The 25,691-nt window shown below is 67.8% G+C and carries 22 protein-coding genes; 10 read left to right on the forward strand and 12 right to left on the reverse strand.

Annotated elements, in window-relative coordinates; translation table 11 throughout:
* Positions 1-26: 26 nt before the first annotated feature.
* Entirely contained in the window at positions 27-1,937 is a 1,911-nt protein-coding gene (gene mnmG / locus ACJMK0_RS02840) for a tRNA uridine-5-carboxymethylaminomethyl(34) synthesis enzyme MnmG (protein WP_405235308.1), read from the reverse strand.
* Between the two features lie 224 nt (positions 1,938-2,161).
* Between mnmG and ACJMK0_RS02845 the strand changes: the two genes are divergently transcribed.
* The 4 genes from ACJMK0_RS02845 (at position 2,162) to ACJMK0_RS02860 (ending at position 6,226) form a co-directional block, all read left to right on the forward strand.
* A complete protein-coding gene (locus ACJMK0_RS02845; protein WP_405235310.1) occupies positions 2,162-3,643 on the forward strand; it encodes an alpha/beta hydrolase in 1,482 nt (493 codons plus the stop codon).
* Positions 3,640-4,371: an ABC transporter ATP-binding protein gene (locus ACJMK0_RS02850; protein ID WP_405235312.1), complete on the forward strand. Its 732-nt coding sequence runs from the start codon at positions 3,640-3,642 to the stop codon at positions 4,369-4,371. The genes ACJMK0_RS02845 and ACJMK0_RS02850 overlap by 4 nt, the downstream gene beginning before the upstream one ends.
* Positions 4,368-5,546 carry an ABC transporter permease gene (locus tag ACJMK0_RS02855; RefSeq protein WP_405235314.1) on the forward strand — a complete coding sequence of 393 codons (1,179 nt, stop codon included), beginning with the start codon at positions 4,368-4,370 and terminating at the stop codon, positions 5,544-5,546. Before ACJMK0_RS02850 ends, ACJMK0_RS02855 begins: the two co-directional genes overlap by 4 nt.
* Before the next feature lie 116 nt (positions 5,547-5,662).
* Positions 5,663-6,226, forward strand: a complete 564-nt coding sequence (locus tag ACJMK0_RS02860) for a porin family protein (protein ID WP_405235316.1) — start codon at positions 5,663-5,665, stop codon at positions 6,224-6,226.
* A 59-nt stretch (positions 6,227-6,285) separates the two neighbouring features.
* On the opposite strand, the gene ACJMK0_RS02865 is transcribed toward ACJMK0_RS02860, so the two are convergent.
* On the reverse strand, positions 6,286-6,744 hold the full coding sequence (locus ACJMK0_RS02865; protein ID WP_405235317.1) for a VOC family protein: 459 nt from the start codon (positions 6,742-6,744) through the stop codon (positions 6,286-6,288).
* 50 nt (positions 6,745-6,794) lie between these two features.
* Between ACJMK0_RS02865 and ACJMK0_RS02870 the strand changes: the two genes are divergently transcribed.
* Positions 6,795-7,355, forward strand: coding sequence for a helix-turn-helix domain-containing protein (locus ACJMK0_RS02870; protein ID WP_405235319.1), 561 nt, complete (start codon positions 6,795-6,797; stop codon positions 7,353-7,355).
* Between the two features lie 9 nt (positions 7,356-7,364).
* Here the strand turns inward: ACJMK0_RS02870 and ACJMK0_RS02875 are convergent, their stop codons facing one another.
* From ACJMK0_RS02875 to mnmE, 3 genes are read right to left on the reverse strand one after another with little or no spacing between them, the layout of a single operon-like run.
* Positions 7,365-8,870, reverse strand: coding sequence for a flavin-containing monooxygenase (locus tag ACJMK0_RS02875; RefSeq protein ID WP_405235321.1), 1,506 nt, complete (start codon positions 8,868-8,870; stop codon positions 7,365-7,367).
* Between the two features lie 7 nt (positions 8,871-8,877).
* On the reverse strand, positions 8,878-9,474 hold the full coding sequence (locus ACJMK0_RS02880; RefSeq protein ID WP_405235323.1) for a hypothetical protein: 597 nt from the start codon (positions 9,472-9,474) through the stop codon (positions 8,878-8,880).
* Between the two features lie 4 nt (positions 9,475-9,478).
* The gene (gene mnmE / locus ACJMK0_RS02885; protein WP_405235325.1) at positions 9,479-10,831 is read right to left on the reverse strand and encodes a tRNA uridine-5-carboxymethylaminomethyl(34) synthesis GTPase MnmE; all 1,353 of its coding nucleotides are present in this window, start codon (positions 10,829-10,831) and stop codon (positions 9,479-9,481) included.
* 50 nt (positions 10,832-10,881) lie between these two features.
* Here mnmE and ACJMK0_RS02890 point away from each other — a divergent pair, with 50 nt between their 5' ends.
* Positions 10,882-12,096, forward strand: coding sequence for a bifunctional alpha/beta hydrolase/OsmC family protein (locus ACJMK0_RS02890; protein WP_405235327.1), 1,215 nt, complete (start codon positions 10,882-10,884; stop codon positions 12,094-12,096).
* A 15-nt stretch (positions 12,097-12,111) separates the two neighbouring features.
* On the opposite strand, the gene yidC is transcribed toward ACJMK0_RS02890, so the two are convergent.
* The 3 genes from yidC to rpmH all read right to left on the reverse strand — a co-directional run bounded on the left by yidC (position 12,112) and on the right by rpmH (position 14,481).
* Positions 12,112-13,845 (reverse strand): membrane protein insertase YidC, encoded by a 1,734-nt coding sequence (gene yidC / locus ACJMK0_RS02895; protein WP_405235328.1) that lies wholly within the window; start codon positions 13,843-13,845, stop codon positions 12,112-12,114.
* Between the two features lie 67 nt (positions 13,846-13,912).
* A complete protein-coding gene (gene rnpA / locus ACJMK0_RS02900) occupies positions 13,913-14,350 on the reverse strand; it encodes a ribonuclease P protein component (RefSeq protein ID WP_405237880.1) in 438 nt (145 codons plus the stop codon).
* Positions 14,347-14,481, reverse strand: a complete 135-nt coding sequence (gene rpmH / locus ACJMK0_RS02905; protein ID WP_405225338.1) for a 50S ribosomal protein L34 — start codon at positions 14,479-14,481, stop codon at positions 14,347-14,349. Before rpmH ends, rnpA begins: the two co-directional genes overlap by 4 nt.
* A gap of 245 nt (positions 14,482-14,726) precedes the next feature.
* On the opposite strand from rpmH, the gene dnaA reads away from it, so the two are divergent.
* The 4 genes from dnaA to gyrB all read left to right on the forward strand — a co-directional run bounded on the left by dnaA (position 14,727) and on the right by gyrB (position 21,001).
* Positions 14,727-16,070, forward strand: coding sequence for a chromosomal replication initiator protein DnaA (gene dnaA / locus ACJMK0_RS02910; RefSeq protein ID WP_405235330.1), 1,344 nt, complete (start codon positions 14,727-14,729; stop codon positions 16,068-16,070).
* Between the two features lie 209 nt (positions 16,071-16,279).
* On the forward strand, positions 16,280-17,377 hold the full coding sequence (gene dnaN / locus ACJMK0_RS02915; RefSeq protein ID WP_405235332.1) for a DNA polymerase III subunit beta: 1,098 nt from the start codon (positions 16,280-16,282) through the stop codon (positions 17,375-17,377).
* A 22-nt stretch (positions 17,378-17,399) separates the two neighbouring features.
* Positions 17,400-18,467, forward strand: coding sequence for a DNA replication/repair protein RecF (gene recF, locus ACJMK0_RS02920; protein ID WP_405235334.1), 1,068 nt, complete (start codon positions 17,400-17,402; stop codon positions 18,465-18,467).
* A 95-nt stretch (positions 18,468-18,562) separates the two neighbouring features.
* Positions 18,563-21,001, forward strand: a complete 2,439-nt coding sequence (gyrB, locus tag ACJMK0_RS02925) for a DNA topoisomerase (ATP-hydrolyzing) subunit B (protein WP_405235336.1) — start codon at positions 18,563-18,565, stop codon at positions 20,999-21,001.
* Positions 21,002-21,007: 6 nt separating this feature from the next.
* On the opposite strand, the gene ACJMK0_RS02930 is transcribed toward gyrB, so the two are convergent.
* Genes ACJMK0_RS02930 through glyQ form a run of 4 tightly spaced genes read right to left on the reverse strand, consistent with a single transcriptional unit; the run spans position 21,008 to position 25,677 of the window.
* The gene (locus tag ACJMK0_RS02930) at positions 21,008-22,057 is read right to left on the reverse strand and encodes a lysophospholipid acyltransferase family protein (RefSeq protein ID WP_405235338.1); all 1,050 of its coding nucleotides are present in this window, start codon (positions 22,055-22,057) and stop codon (positions 21,008-21,010) included.
* Between the two features lie 5 nt (positions 22,058-22,062).
* Positions 22,063-22,599, reverse strand: coding sequence for a D-glycero-beta-D-manno-heptose 1,7-bisphosphate 7-phosphatase (gmhB, locus tag ACJMK0_RS02935; RefSeq protein ID WP_405237882.1), 537 nt, complete (start codon positions 22,597-22,599; stop codon positions 22,063-22,065).
* Between the two features lie 19 nt (positions 22,600-22,618).
* Positions 22,619-24,727 (reverse strand): glycine--tRNA ligase subunit beta, encoded by a 2,109-nt coding sequence (gene glyS / locus ACJMK0_RS02940; protein WP_405235340.1) that lies wholly within the window; start codon positions 24,725-24,727, stop codon positions 22,619-22,621.
* Complete coding sequence (gene glyQ, locus ACJMK0_RS02945; RefSeq protein WP_405235342.1) at positions 24,724-25,677, reverse strand: glycine--tRNA ligase subunit alpha; 954 nt, start codon at positions 25,675-25,677, stop codon at positions 24,724-24,726. Before glyQ ends, glyS begins: the two co-directional genes overlap by 4 nt.
* Positions 25,678-25,691 lie beyond the last annotated feature (14 nt).

Here is a 25,691-nt window from a genome sequence, read left to right on the forward strand (position 1 = left end):
GGCCTTCTCCAGCAGGGCCTTTCCCATCAGGCGCTGCGCCTGAGGCCGCGTTTCTTGAGGTGGATCAGCAGCAGCGAGACGGCGGCGGGCGTCATCCCGTCCAGCCGGGAGGCCTGGCCGATGGTGGCCGGCCGCGCCGCCGCCAGTTTCTGGCGCACCTCGTTGGACAGCCCCTGCACGTCCGCGTAGTCGAGATCGGCCGGCAGCGCCAGATGCTCCTGGCGGGCGTGGCGGGCGATCTCCCGCTGCTGGCGTTCGATATAGCCCTCGTACTTGACGCCCACCTCCACCTGCAGGCGGATCTGCTCCGCCTCCTCCGGCGGGTGGGTCTCGTCGAGGGTATCCGCGCCCACGGCGGCGAGCGCCGTGACCGCGGCATGGTCGAGCTCGGGGCGACGGAGGAGCTCCAGTGCCCGCGCCTCCCGGGAAAGCGGCCCGCCGAGCAGCCGCCCGGCCTCGTCGGCGGTCACGTCGGCCGGCCGGACGAGGCAATCCTGCAGCCGGCCGCGCTCCCGCTCCACCGCCTCGCGCTTGGCCTCGAAGCGCCGCCAGCGCTCGTCGTCCACCAGACCCATCTCCCGGCCGACCGGGGTCAGGCGCAGGTCCGCATTGTCCTCACGCAGCAGCAGCCGGTACTCGGCGCGGCTGGTGAACATGCGGTAGGGCTCGCTGGCGCCGCGGGTGTTCAGGTCGTCGATCAGCACGCCGATGTAGGCGGCCTCGCGGCCCGGCGTCCAGGGCGATTTTTGCTGCACTTTTCGCGCAGCATTCAGGCCGGCCACCAGCCCCTGGGCCGCGGCCTCCTCGTAGCCCGTGGTGCCGTTGATCTGGCCGGCGAAGAAAAGCCCCTGAATTTCCTTGGTTTCCAGGCTCGGGCTCAGATCCCGCGGATCGAAGAAGTCGTATTCGATGGCGTAGCCCGGCCGCGTGATGTGCGCGTTCTCGAAGCCTGGAATGCTGCGCACGAATCGCTCCTGCACCTCGAACGGAAGACTGGTGGAGATGCCGTTGGGGTACACCTCGTGGGTGGTGAGTCCCTCCGGCTCCACGAAGATCTGATGAGAGCTGCGGTCGGCGAAGCGGTGGATCTTGTCCTCCACCGAGGGGCAGTAGCGCGGGCCCACTCCCTCGATGTTGCCGCTGAACATCGCGGACTCGCCCAGCGAGGCGCGGATGATGTCGTGGGTGGCCTCGCAGGTGTGGGTGATGTGGCAGGGCACCTGGCGGGGGTGCTCGTCCCGGCTGCCCACGAAGGAGAACACCGGCGCCGGCTCGTCGCCGGGCTGCGGCTGCATGCGCCCGAAGTCCAGCGTGCGTCCGTCGAGGCGCGGGGGCGTGCCGGTCTTCAGCCGGCCCACCCGCATCGGCAGCTCGCGCAGCCGCTCGGCCAGCCGCAGCGCCGGGGCGTCGCCGGCCCGGCCGCCGCCGAAATGCTCCCGGCCGATGTGGATGCGGCCGCCGAGAAAGGTGCCGACGGTGAGTACCACCGTCTCGGCATACAGGCACAGGCCGAGCCGGGTGACGATGCCGCGGACCCGCTCGCCCTCGACGATGAGATCGTCCACGGACTGCTGGAACAGGGTGAGGTCGGGCTGGTTCTCCAGGATGCCGCGGATCGCCTGGCGGTAAAGCGCACGGTCCGCCTGGGCGCGGGTAGCGCGCACCGCGGGGCCCTTGCTCGCGTTCAGCGTGCGGAACTGGATGCCGGCCCGGTCGATGGCCCGGGCCATGGCGCCGCCCAGCGCGTCCACTTCCCGGGTGAGGTGACCCTTGCCGATGCCGCCGATGGCCGGGTTGCAGCTCATCTGGCCCAGCGTCTCCAGGTTGTCGGTCACCAGCAGGGTCCGGGCGCCGGTGCGCGCGGCGGCAAGAGCCGCCTCGGTGCCGGCGTGGCCGCCGCCGATGACGATGACTTCGTAGTGACGTCCGTTGTCCATGGCAATGGGTCTGCAGTTCCGGGAATCGAGATGCCGTAGCCGCGAGCCGTGCGGCCCGGCCGTGGCCGCTACAGTCGTGGTGACGACAGTGGCCGTGGCGGCTCGCGGTGGCAGGCGGCACATTCTAAGTGCCTGACTACCGGGAGCAAAGGGGAAACCGTCTTTACAGCAGGCGGGTCGGGCCGCAGTATTGCCCACTTTCGTGCGGACTGCAGGGAGCGGCCGTGGCCTTCCGACCGACGACATTCGCGCTGACATTGTCGCTGTCCGGCGCCATAGCAATTCTCGGTGCCGCCGCGCCGGCCGCAGGAGAGACGCTGGCGCTGGAGGACTGCCGACTGGACGCCGGGCCGGGCCTGGCGACGGTGAAGGCCCGCTGCGGCACGCTGGAGCGGCCCGAAAACCCGGACGACCCGGACGGGCGCCGGATCGGGCTGCGGGTCGCCGTGGTGCCCGCCCTGTCGGTGGAGCCGGCAGCGGATCCGGTCGTGCCGCTGGCCGGCGGCCCCGGCCAGGCGGCCAGCGATTTCTACGTGGCCTACCGGGGCGCCTTCGAGGCCCTGCGCCGCGAGCGCCCCATCCTGCTGGTCGATCAGCGCGGCACCGGCGAGTCCGCGCGGCTGACGTGCCCGGAATCCGAAGACATGCTGGAAGAGGTGCCGGAGCTCGAGGAGATCGGCCCGCTCGTGAACCAGTGCCTGGACGGGCTGGACGCCGACCCGCGCTACTACACGACCAGCGTCGCCGTGCGCGACCTGGAGGCCGTGCGCGAGGCGCTCGGCTACCCGGCGCTGAATCTCTACGGCATCTCCTACGGCACCCGCGTGGCCCAGCATTATCTGCGGCGCTACCCGGACCGGACCCGCTCCGTGGTGCTCGACGGGGTGATACCCGCCGGCGAAGTGCTCGGCCCCGACATCGCCCTGTTCGCGCAGGCGGCCGTGGACGACATTTTCCACCGCTGCGCCGAGAGCGAGGCCTGCGCCGAGCGTTTCCCGGACGTCGAGTCCGAGTTCGCCGCCCTGCTCGACCGGCTGGCGGCCAGCCCCGAGGAAGTCGCCCTGAATCATCCCGTGACGGGCGAGCCGGCGGAGCGTCGTTTCTCCAATCAGGAGCTGGCCGGGGCCGTCAGGCTGCTGGCCTATGCCCCCGCCAGCGCGGCACTTCTGCCCCACCTGATCCACGAGGGCGCCCGCGGCAATCTGAGTCCGCTGACCGCGCAGATCATGATGATCGAGGCGTCGATGTACGAGTCGCTGGCCATCGGCATGCACCACTCGGTGGTATGCGCCGAGGACATGCCTTTCGTGACCGAGGCCGACATCGATCGGGAGGCTCTGGGTGCGACGTTCATGGGCGAGCAGCAGATCGACATGCTGCGCGAGATCTGCCGCCACTGGCCCCGGGGACCCATCGACCCCGACTTCCGCGAGCCGCTGGACACGGAGGTGCCCGTGCTGCTGCTTTCCGGCGAATTCGATCCCGTCACGCCGCCGGCCTGGGGCGACCGCGCCGCCGCGCAATACGACAACGCCCGCCATGTCGTGGGGCCGGGACAGGGCCACGGACTGCTGCCCCACGGCTGCACGCCCCGCCTGGTGGCCGATTTCATCGTCGACGCCAGCGTGGAGAACCTCGACGCCGACTGCGTCTCCCGCCTCGCTCCGATGCCCTTCTTCCTCGACTTCAACGGACCCCGGCCATGATCCGCGTGGACAACATCGCCAAGTCGTTCGGCAAGGTGCAGGCCGTCACGGACGTGAGCTTCACTGCCGAGGACGGCCGCATCACCGGCCTGCTCGGGCCGAACGGCGCCGGCAAGTCCACCACGCTCAGGGTGCTGTACACCGTGCTGAAGCCGGATGCCGGCAGCGCCAGCATCGACGGCATCGACGTCACCGCGGACAGCCTGGGCGCGCGCGCACGCATCGGCGCGCTGCCCCATTCCTCGGGCCTCTATCCCCAGCTGACGGCGCGGGAGAACATCGCCTACTACGGCGCGCTGCACGGCCTCGCCGGCGGGGAGCTGGAACGCCGCGTGCAGTCCATGATCGACCTGCTGGAGATCGGTGAATTCGCCGACCGCCGCACGAAGGGCTTCTCCCAGGGCCAGCGCACGAAAGTGGCCCTCGCCCGCGCCATGGTGCACGAACCCCGCAACGTCATCCTGGACGAGCCCACCAACGGCCTGGACGTGATGGCCACCCGCTCGCTGCGCGAGCTCATCCGCCGGCTGCGCGACGCCGGCAAGTGCGTGCTGTTCTCCAGCCACGTGATGCAGGAGGTGGCCGCGCTGTGCGACGAGATCGTGATCATCGCCGAGGGCCGGGTGGCGCTGTCCGGCACGCCGGCCGAGATCCGCAGGCGCACCGGCCGGGAGAACCTGGAGGATGCCTTCGTGAGCGCCATCGGCTCGGCGGAGGGTCTGGAATGAGCCGGCTCCTCACCGTCTGCGCCAAGGAAGTGAAGGACAACTTCCGCGACCGGCGCACGCTGCTCTCCGCGCTGGTGTTCGGCCCCTTCTTCGGCCCGGTGCTATTCCTGGGCATCATGACCCTCTCGCTGGACCAGGCCATCTCGGACTCGGGCAAGCCGCTGGAACTGGCCATCGCCGGCGCCGACCGGGCGCCAAACCTGGTGGACTTCCTGCGGCAGAACAACGTGGAACCGGAGGAGCTCGGCATGGACCGGGACGCCGCCATGGCGGCGGTGAAGGCCGGCGAGCACGATCAGATTCTCTTTATTCCCGTGGTCTACGGCGAGCAGTTCCGCGCCGGCATCCCCGCCCGGGTGGAACTCATCATCGACGAGTCCAACAGCCGGGCCCAGGGCGACATCCGCCGCGCGCGCGGGCTGGTGAGCGCCTGGGGCCGGCAGATCGGCATGCTCAGGCTGCAGGTGCGCGGCATCGACCCGGCCATCACCCGCGCCGTGCAACTGCAGGAGATCGACGTCTCCACGCCCACGGGACGCTCGGCCATCCTGCTCGGCATGATGAGCTACTTCCTGATCTTCTCCATGCTGATGGGCGGCATGTATCTGGCCATAGACACCACCGCCGGCGAGCGGGAGCGTGGCTCGCTGGAACCGCTGCTCACACTGCCCGTGGAGCGCAGCACGCTGATCGGCGGCAAGATCCTCGCCACCTGCGTCTACATGTCCATGTCGCTGGCCGCCGCCCTGATCGCCTTCTCCGTCTCGCTGCAGTTCCTGCCGCTCGAGAAGGTGGGCATGACCGCGAACTTCGGCCCGGGTGTCGTTGCCAGCGCGTTCCTGATACTCGTGCCTTTCACACTGCTCGGCGCCTCGCTCATGACCGTGGTGGCCTCCTTCACCAAGAGTTACAAGGAAGCGCAGAGCTACATGACCGTGGTGCTGCTGCTGCCCACCCTGCCCATCATGATTGCAGCGCTGCTCACCGTGCGGCCCACGCTGCAGTGGATGGCGGTACCGAGCCTCAGCCAGCACCTGCTGGTCACCGACCTCATCAAGGACGAGGCGCTCTCGCCCCTGTTCGTGGCGACCTCGGTCGGCAGCACGCTGGCCGTCGGCGTCGCGCTGACCTGGCTCGCCATGCGCCTCTATCGCCGGGAAGGCATACTCGGCTGAGCCACGCCCGGCCCCGCCGCGCGGTATCCTCCCCCTTCAGCCTCCGTTAAGGCTCACCGGCCTAGCCTCGAAGCTGTCGGCCGGCCTGCGGCCGTCCCGTGACGGAGGAAGACATCATGGAAAGACGACACATCGGCTGGCTCGGCGCCGGCCTGCTCGGACTGGCACTCGCGCCGGCCGCCCATGCCGGCGGCTTCGGTGGTGAATTCTATATGGGCGGCGACCTCGGCGAAGTCAGTGCCGAGGAATTCTTCGACGGCTTCGATTTCGACGCCAGCACCGACGCCTGGCGGCTCTACGGCGGCTGGCGCCTCAGCGACTACCTGGGCGCGGAGGTCGGGTACGTCAACTTCGGCGAACTGGACGAACGCATCGACATCGGCACGAGCTTCGTGCCCGTCTCCGCGGACGCGGAAGGGTATACGGTGGCGGGCACCGTCGGCTGGCCGGTCACCGACAGCCTGATCCTTACCGGCCGCGGCGGCTTCCTGTTCTGGGACAGCGAGAATCGCGTGGACGACATTCGCTTCGACGAGAGCGACGAGAACTTCTTCTACGGCGCGGGCCTGCGGGTGGACTTCAGCCGTCACTTCTCCGTCACCGGCGACTGGACCCGCTACGAACTCGACACCGTGGAAGTGGAGATGGTCTCGGCGGGGATACAGTTCCGGTTCCGTTGATCGCCGGCGTACGGTGAACCGGAGGCGGCGGTCGGCCTTCCGCCTCCGGTTCACCCGCGTCAGTCGAGGCCGCCCCCGAAGACTTCGGCCAGCTCGATCTGATGACCGTCGGGATCCTCGACGTAGACCGACCGGGACCGCGGGTACTCGATCACTCCCCGGGGATACTCATCGGTGAACTGGATCTTCACCCCGCCCGTCTCCAGCCGGTCGAGCACCGGCTCGAGGTCACCCACGGCGAAGCCCCAGTGGTTGATCGCCGGATGGGCGGCGGGGCCGGCATCCTTGCTCTCGTGCAGCGCCAGATAGGCCACGCCCGGCCTGCCGACGATGGCGAACGGCCGCTCGGCCGAACGGCCGTCCTCCTTCAGCTCCAGCCCGAAGGTCTCCGTGTAGAACCGGAGCGAGCGCGCGAGGTTGCTCACGGATACGTTGATATGGTCGATGCCGTTCACCTGGATCATGGCCTGTTCCTCTTCGCGATGGATGATGCCGTCAGGGTGCTGCAGCGCTGGCAATATGCCAACCTTTACGCCAGTATATTGGCAGATTGCCAAGGTAGTAGCGCATGAGCCAGTCCCGGGTATCCGAGTATCTCGCGGCGAACGTGAGGAGCCTGCGACGGCGGCAGAACATGAGTCAGGAGCAGCTCGCCCGGCGGGCCGGCATGCCCCGCTCCACGGTGACCAATATCGAATCGGGGGGCGCCAATCCTTCCCTCGCCAATCTGGCGCTACTCTCCGCGGCGCTCGGCGTCGGGCTCGAGGAGATCCTGTCCCGGCCGCGCTCGGAATGCCAGTTGCTGCGAGCCACCGACGTCCCCCTGCGCAGCCGCAGCCAGGGTGCCGTTCGCGTGCGCAAGCTGTTGCCGGAGCGGGCGCGCGGACTCGAACTCGATCGACTCGAGATCGCCGCCGGCGCCTCGATGGCGGGAACGCCCCATATCGCCGGCACGAAGGAGTACCTGTACTGCCTCGCCGGCGAAGTGACGGTGCTCGTGGCCGGCGAGGCGTTCGCCGTCGGGGCCGGCGACGTACTGGCATTCCCCGGCGATCAGGCGCACTCGTACCGCAACCGCGGGAGGAAGACGGCGGAGGCCATCAGCGTCGTCGTGCCGATGCCGTTCTGAGGCCGGCCGCTACGCGGCGTCCGCCGCCTCCTTTTCGACCGCTCGACTGTCGGAAGCGGCGAACTCCAGCACCCCGTCTTCCAGCGGCCCCTCGAGCAAGGTCTTGCGGTCGTGGCGATAATCCTGGGGATTCGTCCACGGCTCCCGGTCGCCCTGCTTCGGGAACAGGTGGATCACCCGCAGCATGTAACCCGGCGTGAAGTCCTCCACGTACGGCCTCAGCGTCATCTCCCCGTCCGCCGGTCGCAGGCGCGGCGCGACCCGATCCGTACCCGTGGTATCCATGTGGTTGATGAGCCGGCAGGCGAAGCGCTCGATGAGGTCCGCACGCAGGGTCCACGAGGCGTTGATATAGCCGAACACCGAGACCATGTTCGGCACGCCCGAGTACATCATGCCCCGGTAGGTCACGGTCTCGGCGAAGTCCACCGGCTGGCCGTCGATGGTGAACCTCACGCCGCCCAGGACGACGAGGTCCAGGCCGGTTGCCGTGACGATGATGTCGGCTTCGATCTCCTCGCCGGATGCGAGACGGATGCCGGTTTCGGTGAATAGTTCAACGTGGTCGGTGACCACGGACGCTTTGCCGGAACGCAGGGCGCGGAAGAGGTCGCTGTTCGGCACCAGGCACAGGCGCTGATCCCAGGGGTCGTAATCCGGCGTGAAATGCTTCTCCACGTCGAAGTCGTCGCCGAGCTCGTCGCGCACCCATTTCAGCAGCTGGCGTTTCACCTTCTCCGGGGCCTTGCGGGTGCGGCCGTAGAACCAGCGCTGCAGGGCGATGTTCTTCCAGCGGGTGAGCGCGTAGGCCGCGCGGCCCGGCAGCACCTTGCGCAGGAAGTTCGCGATCACGTCCCGGTCCGGGCGGGAGACCACGTAGGTCGGTGACCGCTGCAGCATGACCACGTGGCCGGCGTCCTCCGCCATGGCGGGCACCAGCGTCATGGCCGTGGCGCCGGAGCCGATGACCACGACGCGCTTGCCGGCGTAGTCGAGGTCTTCCGGCCAGTCCTGGGGATGCACGATCTCGCCGCCGAAACGCTCGCGGCCAGGGAAGTCCGGCGTGTAGCCGTGTTCGTAGCTGAAGTAGCCGGAACACATCATCAGGAAGTTGCCGCGTACGGCGACCGTCTCGCCCGTGTCTGCCTTCCCGGCCTCGATCGTCCAGGCGGCCTCCGCACTCGACCAGGCCGCGTTCGTGACCCGGTGGCCGTAGCGTATGTGCGACTCGATGTCGTGCTCTGCGGCCGTCTCACGGATGTAGTCGAGGATAGCGGGCCCGTCCGCGATGGCCTTCTCCGCCCGCCAGGGTTTGAAGTCGTAGCCGAGGGTGTGCATGTCGCTGTCCGAGCGTATGCCCGGGTAGCGGAACAGGTCCCAGGTGCCGCCCATGCGCTCGCGCCCTTCCAGGATGAGGTAGCGCTTGCCGGGGCATTCGCGTTCCAGGTGGGCGGCGGCGCCGATGCCGGACAGACCGGCACCGACGATGATGACGTCGTAGCATTCCGTGTTCACGCTGGCATCAACCCCCTCTGGCTGCTTGCTCGTCCGCCGGGTCCGGCCCGTTACCGGGGTTCATGGTAACGCCACCCTCGCCGCCGCGCTTTTTCACGACCCGTGCCAGCAGGACCAGGAATACACCGAGCGCGAGCGAGGAGATCACCAGCAGCGCGATCAGTCCGCCGGTGTAGACGCCGTGCAGCCGGGAGGCGGGGACCAGACCCGCCGCCGTCGTGCCGACCGCCGCCAGCACAGTGCCGAGCAGCGTCATCATGGCCGTCGGGAAAAACGGGATGCGGCGCGGGTAGCCGCGCAGGCTGAGTCCCCTGCCGATCGAGGCCATCAGGACCAGGAATACGACGCAGTACACGGAGGCCGCCGCGGCGGAGGCGCGATAGGCGGCGGCCGGCGCGAAGCCGAGCCCCGCGAGCCAGAGCGGCAGCAGCGCCAGGAACAACGTACCCAGACTGGCTCCGATCATCCACGACAGCGACCAGATGTCGCGCGGATGCCAGCCGTGCGGGCCCGTGGCGCGGATCGCCACGATCAGTCCCGAGAAGCCCGCGAGCGCGACGGCGATCTCGGCGAGTGAGAGCAGGAATTCGGCGGGATCGATCATGGTTTCATTTACCGATACAGAAACTCGAGAAGATGCGGCCCAGCAGATCGTCGCTGGTGAATTCGCCGGTGATCCGGCCCAGCGCCATCTGCGCCTGGCGGAGTTCTTCCGCCATCAGTTCGCCGGCGCGGCGGGTCTCCAGGTGTTCCCGTCCGGCATCGAAGCGGGCCCGCGCTTCGGCCAGCGCTTCGAGGTGACGGCGGCGGGCGGACAGAGCGCCCTCGCCGAAGTCCGTCGTGCCGGCCAGTGCGCGCAGCCGGTCGCGCAGCGCATCGAGACCGGCACCGGTCTTCGCCGAGATATTCAATGCGCCGTCCTCCGTCGCACCGGCCGTCTCTGCGCTCAGATCCACCTTGTTGAGCACGACCGTGTGACCGAGGTCGGCCGGCAGCTCGCCGCGCAACTCGTCCATCACGGCCTGACGCGGTGCCGACTCGTCCGCGGCATCGAGCAACAGCAGCGCGTGATCGGCCGTGGCCAGGGTGGCCCGGGCCCGGCGGATGCCCTCCGCCTCTATCCGGTCGGCGTCGGCGCGCAGCCCTGCCGTGTCGGTGAGGTGCACGGCCAGGCCGTCGATGACCATCGTCTCGCGCAGAAGATCGCGGGTGGTGCCGGGGATGTCGGTGACGATGGCGGTCTCGGTGCCGGCGAGGGCGTTCAGCAGGCTCGACTTGCCGGCATTCGGGCGGCCGGCGATGACCACGGTGATGCCGTCGGCAAGCAGGCGGCCCTGCTCCGCCCGTGCCGTGAGGTCGTCGAAGGCCGCGGCCACGCCCTGCACCCGATCGGCCAGCGCGTGATCGGTCAGGAAGTCGATCTCCTCCTCGGGGAAGTCAATCGCCGCCTCGACGTACATGCGCAGCTGGGTCAGCAGTTCGGTCAGCTGATGGACCGCAGCCGAGAACTCACCCTCCAGCGAACGCAATGCGGCGCGCGCCGCCTGCGCCGAGCCGCTGGCGATGAGATCCGCGATGGCCTCGGCCTGGGCGAGGTCGAGCCGGTCGTTCAGGAAGGCACGGCGGGAGAACTCGCCGGGCTCGGCGAGGCGGGCGCCGAGTTCCATGAATCGCTCGATGGCGAGCTGCATCACCACCGGCCCGCCATGACCCTGGAATTCGAACACGTGTTCGCCGGTGAACGAATGGGGGGCGACGAAGACCAGCAGCAGGCCGTGATCGATGGGCGCGCCGTCGGCGTCGGCCAGGTGGACGAGCCGGGCCTTGCGGGGCGGCGGCACGACGCCGAACAGGGCCTGCACCATCTGCGGGACGCCGGGACCGGAGACGCGCACGATGCCCACACCGCCCCGCCCGGGCGGTGTCGCGAGTGCGACAATGGTGTCATCCTCGGGGGTCACGGAGAACTCTGGCCTCGCATCGGACTGGCACTGAAGGAAGGAACGACGGCATGAAAACCCGCAGCGTGAAATTCCGCAACGACAACGGCGACACCCTCACCGGCCTGATCGACGAGCCGGCCGGGCGGCCCCGGGCGTGGGCCCTGTTCGCACATTGCTTCACCTGCACCAAGAATGCCAAGGCGGCAGCCAACATCGCCCGGGTGCTGGCCGACCACGGCTACGCCGTCCTGCGGTTCGATTTTACCGGGCTGGGCCAGAGCGAGGGGGATTTCGCACAGACGAATTTTTCCAGCAACGTCTCGGACCTGCTGGCCGCGGTGCGGTATCTGGGCGAGGAGCACGAGAGCCCGCAGCTGCTGGTAGGCCACAGTCTCGGCGGCACGGCGGTGTTGCAGGCGGCGGCGGAGCTGGAGACCGTGCGCGCCGTGGCCACCATCGGCGCGCCGGCCGACCCCGAACACGTGGCGCGGCTGTTCGCCGGCGACCGGGACAGGATCGAGGAGGAAGGCGAGGCCGAAGTGGACCTGGGCGGGCGCACCTTCCGCATCCGCAAGCAGTTCCTCGAGGACCTGGGCAGGCACGAGCTGCCCGGCTCCGTCGCCGAGTTACGCCGGCCGCTGCTGATCCTGCACTCGCCGGTGGACACCGTGGTGGATATCGAGAACGCCACCCTGCTGTTCAGGAACGCCATGCACCCGAAGAGCTTCGTCAGCCTGGACCAGGCGGATCACCTGATGACCGACGAACCGGACGCCCGCTACGCTGGCCGGGTGCTCGCCGCCTGGGCGGCGAAGTATCTCGACATCGACCGTCCGGTGCTGCGCCTCGGCGCGGACCCCGGCGAGGCGGTGTCCCGCACCGGCGCGTCCGGGTTCAGGAGCGACGTGAGCCTGTCCGGCCACACCCTCATCGCCGACGAGCCCGAGGACTACGGCGGCACGAACATGGGCCCCACGCCCTACGACCTGCTGAGCGGCGCACTCGCCACCTGCACCAGCATGACCATCCGCATGTATGCCGATCACATGAAGCTGCCGCTGGAGTCGGTGACGGTCAGCGTGCGCCACGACAAGATCCACGCGAAGGATTGCGAGGAATGCGAGCAGCGCGACGGGAAGATCGATCGGTTCGAGCGCGAGCTGACGGTTGAAGGCGACCTCACCGAGCAGCAACTGGAGCGCATCACCGAGATCGCCGACCGCTGCCCGGTGCACCGCAGCCTGCACGGGGAGATCCACGTGCAGACCCGGCTGCGCCGCTGAGCGGCGACCGGGTCGTCAGCCTTCGTCGCCGTTCTTCTTCTTGCTCTTGGGCTGGCGCGTCTTGCGGTCCTCTGCCTCCACCACGCGGTTGACCTGCCACTGCTGGGCGATCGACAGCAGCGTGTTGGTGAGCCAGTAGAGCACCAGCCCGGCCGGGAAGAACGCGAAGAACACGGTGAACACGATGGGCAGGATGCTCATCACCTTCGCCTGCACCGGATCCGGCGGCGCCGGGTTCAGTTTCTGCTGGCCGAACATGGCCGCGCCCATCAGCACCGGCAGGATGAAGTACGGATCCCGTGACGAGAGGTCCTGGATCCAGAGCATGAACGGCGCCTGGCGCATCTCCACGCTTTCGAGCAGTACCCAGTAGAAGGCCAGGAAGAACGGCATCTGCACCAGTATGGGCAGACAGCCTGCCGCGGGATTCACCTTCTCCCGCTTGTACAGCTCCATCATCGCCTGGGAGAGTTTCTGGCGATCGTCCTTGTAGCGCTCCTGGATGGCCTTCAGCCGTGGCTGCAGCTTGCGCATCTTGGCCATCGAGCGGCCGCTGGTCTCCGTCAGCTTGTAGAACACCAGCTTGATGAGCAGCGTGACGATGATGATGGACCAGCCCCAGTTGCCGACGAAGTCGTGCACCTTGTCCAGCAGCCAGAAAAGCGGCTGCGAGAGGATGGTCAGGAAGCCGTAGTCGACCGTGAGCTTGAGCGTTTCGGCGACCTGGGTGAGCTGGTCCTGGATCTTAGGACCCACGAACAGGGTCAGCTCGAGGCTGCCCGTCTCGCCGGGCGCGAAGCTGTAGGCCGGGCCGATGGCGCTCGCCAGGAAGTTGTCGCCGCGGGCGCTGAAGTCGTAGCGGTATTGCTGGCCCGACGGCGGCACGATGGCCGACAGGAAATGATGCTCGATGGCGGCCAGCCAGCCGTTCTCGCCGCGGGCCTGCACGGGCCCGTCGTCCTGGAGGTCGTCCGGCTTGATCTTCTCGTACTTGTCGCCGTTGTAGAGCACCGGGCCGTCGTAGGAGTACGTGGCCACGTCGAACATGGACCGCTCCTGGGCGTGCATCCGGTGCGCGATCTGGCCATAGGGCGCGGCGGCCCAGGTCTCGCCGGTGCCATTCGTGACGCGCTGCTCCATCGGGATGATGTAGCTGCCGCGTTCGAAGCGGTAGATCTTGGTGACGCTGAGTCCGTCTTCGCGCTCCCAGGTGAGAGGCACCTCCAGCGCGTCTTCGCCGTCGCCCAGACGGTACTCGCTGCGCGCGGCGGTGAATTCGGCCCGGTGGTTCGGCTCGGGCTGGTTCGTATCGCCGGAGACGGTGCGCAGGCCGGTGCGGAATACCGCGAGTTCGTTCGGCGAGGGATTGAGCACCTGCACCAGCTGGTCGGGACGGTCCTTCTCCACCGGGTAACGCCGCGTGACGGCGGAAACGATATCGCCGCCCCGGCTCGAGATCAGGACGTCGAGGACGTCCGTGACCACCCGCACACGGGTCTCCGCCGGCTCGGCGACGCTGTCGGCGGGCCGGGGACCGGCGGTGCCGTCGCCGGCATCCACCGTGGGCACGTCGCCGACGTCGGGCAGATCCGTGCCCAGCGCATCGTCAGGCGGCAGGCGGTCGGCCGCCTGTTGCGACGACGTATCGGCGGGCACCAGGCGCGGGGCATAGTCCTGCTGCCAGGCCGTCCAGGTCATGAAAGCCATGAGCCCGAACAGAGCCCAGATGAAGAGGCGTTGGTTTTCCATGGGCGCTTGTCAGGCAGTCGTTAAGCGGTTCTTGTACTCCGCCCGGGCGGCAGCGCGCGAGCGTCGATCATTCCTCGCCCCGGCGCCGGCTGCGGAGGCGACGCCAGTGGGTCTCGAGGCTTCGGGTTAACGTCTTGTTGCTGGCCTCGGCGGCCGGCGGTCGGCTGATGACAACTATATCAGCGCAGGGCAGTCGGTCGCACCCGTGGCGGAACGATTCGCGGATGAGCCGCTTGATACGGTTGCGCACCACCGCGCTTTTCGCGGTGCGCCGGGAAACGGCCATGCCCAGCCGCGGGCCATCCTGGTGGCGGAAATTGGCGAGCACGGTGAAATAGGCGTCGGCGCTGCGGGTGGCGCGGCGGAAGACGCGGGAGAAGTCGGCGCCGGTGGTGAGCCGGGCTTCCCGCGGGAATCGTGCAGAAGATCGTGCAGACGATTGCGCGGAGGATTGCCGGCGAGCGTCTCTGCCGTCGTGCCCGGATGAGCCGTCGGATGGACTCAGGGCGTGAGGCGGGCGCGGCCTTTCGCCCGACGACGCTTCAGCACCTGCCGGCCGGCCTTGGTCGCCATGCGCGCACGGAAACCGTGAGCTCGCTTCTTCTTGATTCTGCTGGGCTGGTAGGTACGTTTCATCGTCTTCGATCCCGGTGGTGAGGGCACCCGTCACAAGGGGGCGAGAAGGGTACGCACGGGGTGTGGCCATGTCAACTTGCACCGTCGCGTTTCGCCGGTGGCCGGCCGCTAGATTAGCGCAGGGGATGCGGTATAGACTTGACGGTCCTCCCGCGAATTTCCGTGCGCCTGCGCGTCGATCCGGGAAAGCTGCAAAAAAACAATCTTTATTCGAGTCACCCTATTCCAGTCACCTGGGGATCCTGTTGCAGACCGACACCACGCTATGGAACCGCTGTGTTCGTCAGCTGCGATCGGAGCTGCCGGAGCAGCAGTTCAACACCTGGATTCGTCCGCTGCAGGCGGTGGAGCAGGGCGACGTGCTGCGGCTGCTGGCGCCCAACCGGTTCGTGGTGGAGTGGCTGCGGGAACACTTCCTCCAGCGTATCAGCGAAGTGGTGACGAGCACCGATGCAGACGCGAAAGTCATCATCGAAGTGGGATCCCGGGGTGGTTCGCCAGCCCGGACTGCCGCCGCCGTGGCGTCCCCGCCCGCCGGGTGGGGCGGCAGATCGCGTCCGCAGCCCATCGAGAGCCGGCTGAACCCGATATTCACGTTCGAGAATTTCGTCGAGGGCAAAAGCAACCAGCTCGCCCGGGCGGCGGCGTCCCAGGTGGGGGAGAATCCGGGGAAGGCTTACAATCCGCTGTTCATTTACGGCGGTGTGGGACTAGGCAAGACCCACCTGATGCATTCGGTGGGAAACCTGATGCTCGCACGCAACTCGGAGGCGCGGGTGTGCTACGTCCATTCCGAGCGTTTCGTGGGCGACATGGTCAAGGGCCTCCAGCACAACACCATCAGCGAGTTCAAGCGTGCCTACCGCTCGCTCGACGCCCTGCTGATCGACGACATCCAGTTCTTCGCCGGCAAGGAGCGCTCTCAGGAGGAGTTCTTCCATACCTTCAACGCGTTGCTCGAAGGGCAGCGCCAGATCATCCTCACCTGCGACCGGTATCCGAAGGAGGTCAACGGGCTGGAGGAGCGCCTGAAGTCCCGTTTCGGCTGGGGCCTGACGGTGGCCATCGAGCCGCCGGAGCTGGAGACTTCGGTGGCCATCCTGATGAGCAAGGCGCAGAACGAGGGCGTGGTGCTGCCGGAAGAGGTCGCCTTCTTCATCGCGAAGCGCATCCGCTCGAACGTTCGCGAGCTGGAAGGGGCATTGCGACGGGTGATAGCCAATTCCCGCTTCACGGGCAGGGCGATTACCCTCGACTTCACGAAGGAGGCGCTGCGGGATCTGCTGGCGCTGCAGGACAAGCTGGTGACGGTGGAGAACATCCAGAAGACCGTGGCCGAATACTTCAAGATCCGCGTAGCGGATCTGCTGTCGAAGCGGCGCAGCCGCTCGATCACGCGGCCGCGCCAGATCGCGATGAGCCTGGCGAAGGAGCTGACGAGCCACAGCCTGCCGGAGATCGGCGATGCTTTCGGCGGTCGCGACCACACCACGGTGCTGCATGCCTGCCGCCGGGTGAAGGCGCTGCGGGAGACCGAGAGCCGGGTGGAAGAGGATTATCTGAACCTGTTGAGAACCCTAACCGGATGATGTGGATAACTTGTTGGTAAGCGCAGCGGGTGTTTTTATCCACAGGCGATGCACAGGTGGCGATGAGGTTACCGGCCGGGTTATGGGCAGGAATAAATCATTTAAGATATTGTTTTAAAAAGCTTTTTATCTGTTATACACAGTCCGCGGTCGGACTAATAACGATAATAGAACTCTAAATATTCAATATTTATTAACAGGTGGAATCGATGAAGTTCACTGCTCCCCGGGAGACCTTGCTGAAACCCCTCCAGGCCATCATCGGCGTGGTGGAGCGTCGGCAGACAATGCCGATACTCGCGAACATGCTGCTGGTGGTGAAGAACGATCAGCTGCTGGTAACGGCCACGGACCTGGAAGTGGAGCTGGTGGCGAGTGCCGACGCGGACGTGGAGAGCGAAGGCGAGATCACGGTGCCCGGCAGGAAGCTGCTCGATATCTGCAAGGCGTTGCCGGACGGAGTCACGGTATCAGTGGCGGTGAAAGGCGATCGGGTCCAGGTGCAGGCGGGACGGAGTCGGTTCAACCTGTCGTCGCTGCCGGCTGCGGAATTCCCGACGGTGGAGGATATCCAGGCCAGCCAGAGCTTCAGCCTGCCGCGGGAGGCCGTCGAGCGGTTGCTGGAGAAGACGCATTTCGCCATGGCGCAGCAGGACGTCCGCTATTACCTGAACGGCATGTTGCTGGAGACGGGAGAGCATTATCTGCGCGCGGTGGCGACGGACGGGCACCGGCTGGCGCTCTGCGAGGTGGCCGTTCCGGATCAGAACCTGCCGGCGCAGCAGGTCATCGTGCCCCGGAAGGGCGTGATCGAGCTGCAGCGGCTGCTGGACGGGAGCGGCGATCTGACCATCGATATCGGGTCGAACCACATCCGGATTCAGGTGGACGGGATCCGGTTCACCTCGAAGCTGATCGACGGGCGGTTCCCGGAATACGAGCGGGTGATACCTCAGGATCCCCCGAACGTGCTGACGGCGGATCGGGGCACGCTGCGACACGCGCTGCAGAGGGCAGCGATCCTGTCGAACGAGAAATACCGGGGCATCAGGCTGGACATCAAGGACAGCGGTGTAGTGATCCAGGCACACAACCCGGAGCAGGAAGAGGCCGAGGAAGAGGTCGAGGTGGAGTACAGCGGAGAAGACATCGAGATCGGCTTCAACGTGAACTATCTGCTGGATGCGCTGGCCGCGGTGGAATCCGAGTCGGTGAAGCTCGGTCTGACGGACAGCAACAGCAGTTGCCTGGTCACGGATCTCGACAGGGACGATAGCAAGTTCGTCGTCATGCCGATGCGGCTGTAGACGGCGGCCGGGGATCCGCCCGGTGAGCCTGATCAGGATCGATATTTCCGATTTCCGCTGTATCGGCTCGGCTCGGCTCGAGCTGACGGGGCGCAGCAATCTCATCTACGGACCGAACGGGAGCGGCAAGACCAGCCTGCTCGAGGCTATCGGCTTTCTCAGCCGGGGCCGGTCGTTCCGCGGGACGCGGACCGACGGGCTCGTTCGGCACGGGGCGGGGCATTTCACGGTGGCGGCACTCGTGCGGTCCGGAGATCGGGAACACCGGCTGGGCGTGGAGGCGGGGCGTGGGCATCTGGTGATCCGAGTGGATCGCCAGCCGGCGGACAGCCTCGCGGCACTGGCGGAGAAGCTGGCGGTTCAGGTGATCGATCCGGAGATTCACAGGCTGGTGTCGGACGGGCCGGAGGTCCGGCGTCGATTCCTCGATTACGGTGTGTTTCACGTGGAACAGGGCTTCCTGGACGCCTGGAGACGCTATCGGCGGGCGCTGAGGCAGCGCAATGCGGCTCTGCGGGAGGGGCTCGGAGAGCCGGCGGTGAAAGCATGGGAACCGGAGCTGGTGGCAGCGGGGGAGACGGTGGATGGTCTACGGCGGCGTCATGTGGCGGCGCTGGCGGAGGCGTTCGTCGAACTGGGTGAGAGACTGCTGGCGGGGTCTGTGGCGTGTGAATACCGGTGCGGGTGGTCGGAAGGCGGTGGCCTCGAGGCCGCGCTGGACGCCCTGCGTGAGCGGGACAGGGAGCAGGGCACGACGACGGTCGGGCCTCATCGTGCCGATCTCAGGCTTGTGTATCGGCACCGGAGCGCGCGGCAGCAGGTGTCCCGGGGACAGCAGAAGCTGTTCGGCGCGGCGTTGGTGCTGGCCCAGACCCGGCTGATGGCGGAACGGCTGGGCGATCCGCCCGTGCTGCTCGTGGACGATCCGGCAGCAGAGCTGGACGGGGCTTCCCTGGCCGGGTTGATGGGTTGCGTGCTCGAGACGGACAGCCAACTCATCGTAACAGCCCTGACGGAGGATGCGGTGAGGCTGCCCGAAGGCACCCGGGTGTTCCACGTGGAACATGGCGAGGTCACGGCTGCCGGCTGATCGACGGGTTGTCCAGGGCGGTCGCGTCGCCACACGAGCGACCCGTGCACCCCTCAGGGATGCTATAATGGCGCGCTTGATCCGGAGGGTGCCGAATGGCCGATCAGAATACCTACGATTCCAGTAATATCAAGGTCTTAAAGGGCCTGGAGGCCGTGCGCAAACGGCCGGGCATGTACATCGGAGACACCGATGACGGCACCGGTCTGCACCACATGGTCTTCGAGGTCGTCGACAACAGCATCGACGAAGCCCTGGCCGGTTACTGCAGCAACATCGTTGTCACCATCCACGCCGACGAATCGGTGACGGTGTCCGACGACGGCCGCGGCATCCCCGTCGACATCCACCCGGAGGAGGGGCGGTCTGCGGCGGAAGTCATCATGACGGTGCTCCACGCCGGCGGCAAGTTCGACGACAACTCGTACAAGGTTTCGGGTGGCCTGCACGGCGTGGGCGTGTCGGTGGTCAATGCGCTGTCCGAGCAACTGAGCCTCACCATCTACCGGGCCGGCGAGGTCCATTACCAGGAATACCGGATGGGCGAGCCCGTGGGTCCGCTGAAGGTCGTGGGCGAGACGGACAAGAGCGGCAGTATCATCCGCTTCCGCCCGAGCGACACGATCTTCAACAACATCGAGTTCAGTTACGACATCCTGGCGAAGCGGCTGCGCGAGCTCTCGTTCCTGAATTCGGGCGTCCACATCGAGCTGATCGACGAGCGCACCGACCAGCACGACGTCTTCGAGTATCAGGGCGGCATCCGTGCTTTCGTCGAGCACCTGAACCGGAACAAGACCACCATCCACGACAGCGTGATCCACATCGAGGCAGAGCGGGAAGGCGTCATCGTGGAAGCGGCGATGCAGTGGAACGACGCCTATCAGGAGATCATGTTCTGCTACACCAACAACATCCCACAGCGGGATGGCGGAACTCACCTCGCCGGCTTCCGCAGTGCGCTGACGCGGACGCTGAACAGCTATATCGAGCGGGAGATGAGCGGCCGCAAGGAGAAGGTCACGCCGGCCGGTGACGACTCCCGGGAAGGCCTGACCGCCGTGCTCTCGGTGAAGGTGCCGGATCCCAAATTCTCCTCCCAGACCAAGGACAAGCTGGTCTCCTCCGAGGTGAAGGGAATCGTCGAATCCGCCATGGCCGAGGCCCTGGAGGACTTCCTGCTGGAGTATCCCCAGGAAGCGAAGGCCATCGTCGCGAAGATCATCGATGCCGCCCGGGCACGGGAAGCGGCGCGCAAGGCGCGGGAGATGACTCGCCGCAAGGGTGCGTTGGACGTCGCCGGCCTGCCCGGCAAGCTGGCCGACTGTCAGGAGAAGGACCCCGCCCTGTCCGAGTTGTTTCTGGTGGAGGGCGACTCCGCCGGCGGCTCCGCCAAGCAGGGCCGGGACCGCCGTACCCAGGCGATCCTGCCGCTGAAGGGCAAGATCCTGAACGTGGAGAAAGCCCGTTTCGACAAGATGCTGTCTTCCGCCGAAGTGGGCACGCTCATCACGGCGCTCGGTTGCGGCATCGGCCGGGACGATTTCGACCCGGACAAGCTGCGCTACCATCGCATCATCATCATGACGGACGCCGACGTCGACGGCTCGCACATCCGGACGTTGCTGCTGACGTTCTTCTACCGGCAGATGCCGGAGCTGATCGAGCGCGGGCACATCTACATCGCCCAGCCGCCGCTGTACAAGATCAAGCGGGGCAAGCAGGAGGTCTACCTCAAGGACGACGCGGAGCTCACCGAGTATCTGCTGACTTCCGCCCTCGAGGGTGCCGAGCTGCACGTCAACGACGCGGCGCCCGCCATGTCCGGCTCCGCCCTCGAGACGCTGTCGCGGGACTACATGACCGTGCAGGCCATCATCGACCGGCTCGCCAGGCGCTACAATGAGAAGGTGCTGCGGGCGATGCTGGAGGTACCCCGGGTCGACGAGGAGATCCTGTCTGATATTGACCGATTGGAAGAATGGACGCGGTCGCTGTCCGACTCCCTGCCGAAGGGCCCCACGCAGAGCAGCCGGGACAACAACGGCGGCAGCTACGAGGCCACGCTGGAGCGTGGTGACAACGGCGGCGAAGGCACGCGCATCGCCATCCATCACACCCAGCACGGGCTCACCACCACCCGCTACATCCCCAAGGAGTTCTTCGAGTCGGCGGAGTACCGTCGCATGGCTTCCCTGGGCGAACAGATGCAGGGACTGATCGGCGAGGGCGCCTACGTGCAGCGTGGCGATCGCCGGGAGGAGATCTCTTCGCTGGGCGAGGTCGTCCAGTGGTTCATGACCGAGGCGCGTCGCGGTCAGTCGGTGCAGCGCTACAAGGGTCTGGGCGAGATGAATCCGGACCAGCTCTGGGATACCACCGTGAACCCGGAGACCCGACGCCTCATGCAGGTGCGGATCGAGGACGCGGTGCGGGCCGACGAGATCTTCACCACGCTGATGGGCGACCAGGTGGAGCCGCGACGGGTGTTCATCGAGGACAACGCGCTGGCCGTGTCCAACCTGGACGTCTGAGCGGACTCAGTCGCGGCCGGAACCGCCCTGTCGATTCGAGTCGGACCTGTCCGCCGAGCCTGGTGAGCGTGCCGAGTCCGGCGCGACGACCGCACCCTTCGCCCCCGTGCTCGGCCGTGTGTTCGACCGTGTGTTCGACGAGGCTCCCGAAGACGGCGCGGCGTCTTCCGGACCGTCCGTTCCTTTCCTGTTTTCCGCTTCGTCGTGATGGCGGTGCTCGTCGGCCGGCCCGGTCGTCGCGACCCCGCGGCCCCGTGCGTCTTCACCTTCGCCCGCCCCCGAACCCGTCCCGCCCGTGCCGCGTGGACGCGTCCGGGCGTCCCGCTCCGCTTCGGCCGCGCTCTCGGCGATCTCGTCGATGTTGCGGATGGTCTTCTCGATCCAGTCCTGGATCTCCCGGTTCACTTCCCGGGGGTCCCGGCCTGCCGCGTCGACCGGCTCGCCTATCACGAAGGTCACCGTGCCGGGTTTCTTCAGCCACCCACGCCGCGGCCAGTAGTGCCCGGCATCGTGGGCGACTGGCACGATCTTCCGCCCCGAGGCCGCTGCGAGCGCCGCGCCGCTGACGCCGTAACGCCGGGTCTGTCCCGCGGGCATGCGGGTGCCCTCCGGGAAGATCATCACCCAGATCCCCTCGCGCAAGCGGGCGCTACCCTGGCTGATCACCTGGCGCACGGCGCTGCGGCCGGCGCCCCGGTTGATCGCGATCGGCTTCAGCAGGGCGATGCCCCAGCCGAAGAACGGCGCGAACATCAGTTCCCGCTTCAGCACCCAGGTCTGGGGCGGGAACAGCAGCAGTTCCGCCAGCGTCTCCAGCGTCGAGGAATGCTTCAGCAGTACCACCGAGGCCTCGTCCGGGATGTTCTCGCGGCCTACGACCCGGTAGTCGAGGCCGACCAGGTGGCGCATCACCCACATCACCTGACGCACCCAGGCGACCGCGATGGGATAGCGCATGCGGTGAGGCAACGGTGCCAGCAACAGCAGTGCGAACACGTAGAACGGCACGGAGACGAACAGCCACACCGTGAAGACGATCGATCGCAGCATCTGCATGACGGCTAGCGCTCCCCCGTGAGTGCGGCGGCGGCGGCGGCGAGGTCATCGTACACCTCGGCGCCGCCCGCCTCGCCTTCGGCTTCGGTGCGCCGGCCGTTACCGGTGCGCACCAGCACCGGACGCGCGCCCACGGCCCGAGCGGCCTCCAGGTCCCGGGCGGAATCCCCGATCACCGGCACGCCCTCGAGGCCGATGCCGTAGTGCTCCGCCAGCCGGTGCAGCAGCCCCGGCCGTGGCTTGCGGCAGTGACAGCCGTCGTCCGGATGATGCGGGCACCAGACGATACGGTCTATCGCGCCGCCGGCTTCTCCCACGACCGCGTGCATCTTCTCATGGATACTCGCGAGGGCCGCCTCGTCGAACAGCCCGCGCGCCAGCCCCGACTGGTTGCTGGCGACCGCCACCGTGAATCCCGCCCGGTTCAGCCGGGCGATGGCCTTTGCACTGCCGGGCAGCGGGATCCACTCGTCCGGGCTCTTGATGTAGGCGGCCGAATCCCGGTTGATCGTGCCGTCCCGATCCAGCACCACGAGCTTCACCCCTCTCATTCCGCCGGCCCTAGCCGGTGGACAACCGCGAGATGTCCGCCACCTCGAGGAACAGTCCGCGCAGCTCGCCCAGCAGGCCCAGCCGGTTGCGGCGAACCGCGACGTCCTCGTCCATCACCAGCACGTGATCGAAGAACTCGTCCACGGGTTCGCGGAGCAGCGCCAGGCGGTCGAGCGCCTCGGTGTATTCCCGGCCGGCGAGCAGCGGCTCCACCTCGGCCCGGGCCTCGCCGAGGGCGGCGAACAGCGTCTTCTCCTCCGCCTCTTTCAGCAAGGCCGCGTCCGGTGCCGCACCGGCATCGCCCCTGGCCTGGCGCAGGATATTGGCGATGCGCTTGTTCGCCGCCGACAGGCTCTCCGCGCTCGCGTGGCGCGCGAAGGCCGCCACCGCCCGTAGCCGCGCGTCGAAGTCCAGCGGCGATCGGGGCTCGCGCGCCAGCACCGCCTGGAACATCTCCGGGCTGATCGACGGCTCGCGCTCGGCGTACCAGGCACGCAGGCGCTCCATCACGAAATCATAGATCTCGCCCACCAGCCGGAGCTGCTCCTCGTTCTCGTCCACGGGCTGCAACGACAGCGCCTCGGCGATGGCGGCCTTCAGGTCCAGCTCCAGACCGCCCTCGATCACGATGCGCAGCAGGCCGAGTGCGCCCCGCCGCAGCCCGAACGGATCCCGGTTGCCGGTGGGCCGCCGGCCGATGGCGAAGATGCCGGCCAGCGTATCGAGCCGGTCCGCGAGCGCGAGGACGCGGCCGGCGTCCGTTGCCGGCAGCGCGTCGCCGGCATAGCGGGGCAGGTATTGCTCGGCGATGGCTGCGGCGACGGCTTCCGGTTCGCCGTCGGCGCGGGCGTAGTGCCCGCCCATGATGCCCTGCAGATCCGGGAACTCGCCCACCATGTCGGTGAGAAGGTCGGCGCGGGCGAGCTCCGCCGCCCGCACGGCGTGCTCGGGCGCCACCTCGAGGGCGCGGGCAAGGTGCCCGGCCAGCGCGGCCACCCGCTGGCTCTTGGCCAGCAGGGTGCCGAGCTCCCGCTGGTAGACCACGTGCTGCATATCGTCCCGCCGGGCGGCCAGCGGCATGCGCCGGTCCGCTTCCCAGAAGAACGCCGCATCGGCGAGCCGCGGCTTGACCACCCGCTCGTTGCCTTCGCGCACCTTCTCCGGCTCCCGGCTCTCCAGGTTGGCCACGGCGATGAAACTCGCCACCAGCGCGCCGTCGTCCCGCTCGACGGGGAAGTAACGCTGGTGTTTCTGCAGCGTGGACACCAGCACCTCCCGCGGCAGCTCCAGAAAGGCGGGATCGAAGGAACCCGTCACGGCCACCGGCCACTCGTTCAGTGCCGCCACCTCGTCCATGAGCGCGGCATCGCTCACCGGGTGGCCGCCAGCCGCTGCCGCGGCTTCGCCGACGGCCCGGCTGATGGCGTCGCGTCGTTCGTTGAAATCCACCACTACCCGGCCCGCTTCCCGGAGCGTCTCGACGTAGGCGCCCGGCTCGGCGATCACGATCTCCCGGCCGGCGGCATGGACTCGATGGCCGCGGCTGTGCCGGCCCGAGTCCAGCCCGTACAGACGACCGGGCACGACCTCGTCGCCGTACAGCATGACCACCCAGTGCACCGGCCGCACGAACTCGGCGTCGCCGTCGCCCCAGCGCATGCGCCGCGGCACCGGCAGCCGGTCCAGGGCCGCCTGCACCAGTTCGGGGAGCAGCTCCGCCGTGGTCCGGCCCCGGCGCACGGAGCGGTGCGCCAGCCACTCCCCCTTCGGGGTGCTGACCCGCTCCAGTTCCCCGACCGTCACGCCGCACTTTTCGGCGAAGGCCTGGGCCGCGCGGGTGGGATTGCCGTCGTCGTCGAATGCCACCGTCACCGGCGGGCCCCGCATCTCCACTTCCTCGTCGGGCTGCCCGGGCGGCACGGCTTCCACCAGCGCCGCCAGCCGGCGCGGGCTCGCGTAGGGGCGCACGGTGCCGTGGGACAGACCGGCTCCCTGCAGGCCCTCGCCCAGGCCGCCGGCGAAGGCCTCCATCAGCCCGCGCAGAGCCGTCGGCGGCAGCTCCTCGGTGCCGATCTCGACCAGAAGATCCCGGCGCTCGCTGCCTTCCTTCCCGCTCACGGCGTCTCCTCCTGCGTGCGCCCGCGCGTGGCGGTCTCGACCATGGGGAAACCGAGTGCGCGGCGGCTCTCGTAATAGGCCTCGGCCACCGCACGGGCCATCGTGCGCACACGCAGGATGTAGCGCTGCCGCTCGGTGACGGAGATGGCCTGACGGGCGTCCAGCAGGTTGAAGGCGTGGGAAGCTGCCAGCACCTGCTCGTAGGCCGGCAGCGCCAGATTCAGCTCGATGAGCCGGGCGTTCTCCCGCTCGCACTGCTCGAAGGCGGCGAACAGATACTCCACGTTCGCCTCCTCGAAGTTGTAGCGGGACTGCTCGACCTCGTTCTGGTGGAAAACGTCCCGGTAGGTGATGCGCCCCAGCGGCCCGTCGGTCCAGACAATGTCGAAGATGCTCTCCACCTGCTGCAGGTACATGGCGATGCGCTCCAGCCCGTAGGTGATCTCGCCGGTAACGGGCCGGCACTCGAGGCCGCCCACCTGCTGGAAGTAGGTGAACTGGGTGATCTCCATGCCGTTCAGCCACACTTCCCAGCCGAGCCCCCAGGCCCCGAGAGTGGGCGACTCCCAGTTGTCCTCCACGAAGCGGATGTCGTGGATGCCTGAGTCGATGCCGAGCGCGGCCAGCGAGCGCAGGTACCTGTCCTGGATGTCCGCCGGCGAGGGCTTGATCACCACCTGATACTGGTAATAGTGCTGCAGACGGAACGGGTTGTCCCCGTAGCGGCCGTCGGTGGGCCGTCGGGACGGCTGCACGTAGGCGGCACTCCACGGTTCCGGGCCGATGGAGCGCAGGAAGGTGGCCGGATGGAAGGTGCCGGCGCCCATCTCCATGTCGTAGGGCTGCTGCACCACGCAGCCTTCCGCCGCCCAGAACTGCTGCAGGCGGAGGATGAGGTCCTGGAAGGTCTGCGGCGGCGCAGCCGGCGCTTTGTCGGCAGTCGGTTGCATGATCGGCATGCCGG

The organism is Lentisalinibacter orientalis (assembly GCF_040706535.1).
Lineage (GTDB): Bacteria > Pseudomonadota > Gammaproteobacteria > Steroidobacterales > Woeseiaceae > Lentisalinibacter > Lentisalinibacter orientalis.

Coding starts and splice junctions, on each gene's coding strand:
- mnmG (WP_405235308.1), bottom strand. CDS start 1,937: ATGGACAACGGACGTCACTACGAAGTCATCGTCATCGGCGGCGGCCAC.
- ACJMK0_RS02850 (WP_405235312.1), top strand. CDS start 3,640: ATGATCCGCGTGGACAACATCGCCAAGTCGTTCGGCAAGGTGCAGGCC.
- ACJMK0_RS02855 (WP_405235314.1), top strand. CDS start 4,368: ATGAGCCGGCTCCTCACCGTCTGCGCCAAGGAAGTGAAGGACAACTTC.
- ACJMK0_RS02860 (WP_405235316.1), top strand. CDS start 5,663: ATGGAAAGACGACACATCGGCTGGCTCGGCGCCGGCCTGCTCGGACTG.
- ACJMK0_RS02870 (WP_405235319.1), top strand. CDS start 6,795: ATGAGCCAGTCCCGGGTATCCGAGTATCTCGCGGCGAACGTGAGGAGC.
- ACJMK0_RS02880 (WP_405235323.1), bottom strand. CDS start 9,474: ATGATCGATCCCGCCGAATTCCTGCTCTCACTCGCCGAGATCGCCGTC.
- ACJMK0_RS02890 (WP_405235327.1), top strand. CDS start 10,882: ATGAAAACCCGCAGCGTGAAATTCCGCAACGACAACGGCGACACCCTC.
- yidC (WP_405235328.1), bottom strand. CDS start 13,845: ATGGAAAACCAACGCCTCTTCATCTGGGCTCTGTTCGGGCTCATGGCT.
- rpmH (WP_405225338.1), bottom strand. CDS start 14,481: ATGAAACGTACCTACCAGCCCAGCAGAATCAAGAAGAAGCGAGCTCAC.
- dnaN (WP_405235332.1), top strand. CDS start 16,280: ATGAAGTTCACTGCTCCCCGGGAGACCTTGCTGAAACCCCTCCAGGCC.
- gyrB (WP_405235336.1), top strand. CDS start 18,563: ATGGCCGATCAGAATACCTACGATTCCAGTAATATCAAGGTCTTAAAG.
- ACJMK0_RS02930 (WP_405235338.1), bottom strand. CDS start 22,057: ATGCAGATGCTGCGATCGATCGTCTTCACGGTGTGGCTGTTCGTCTCC.
- glyQ (WP_405235342.1), bottom strand. CDS start 25,677: ATGCAACCGACTGCCGACAAAGCGCCGGCTGCGCCGCCGCAGACCTTC.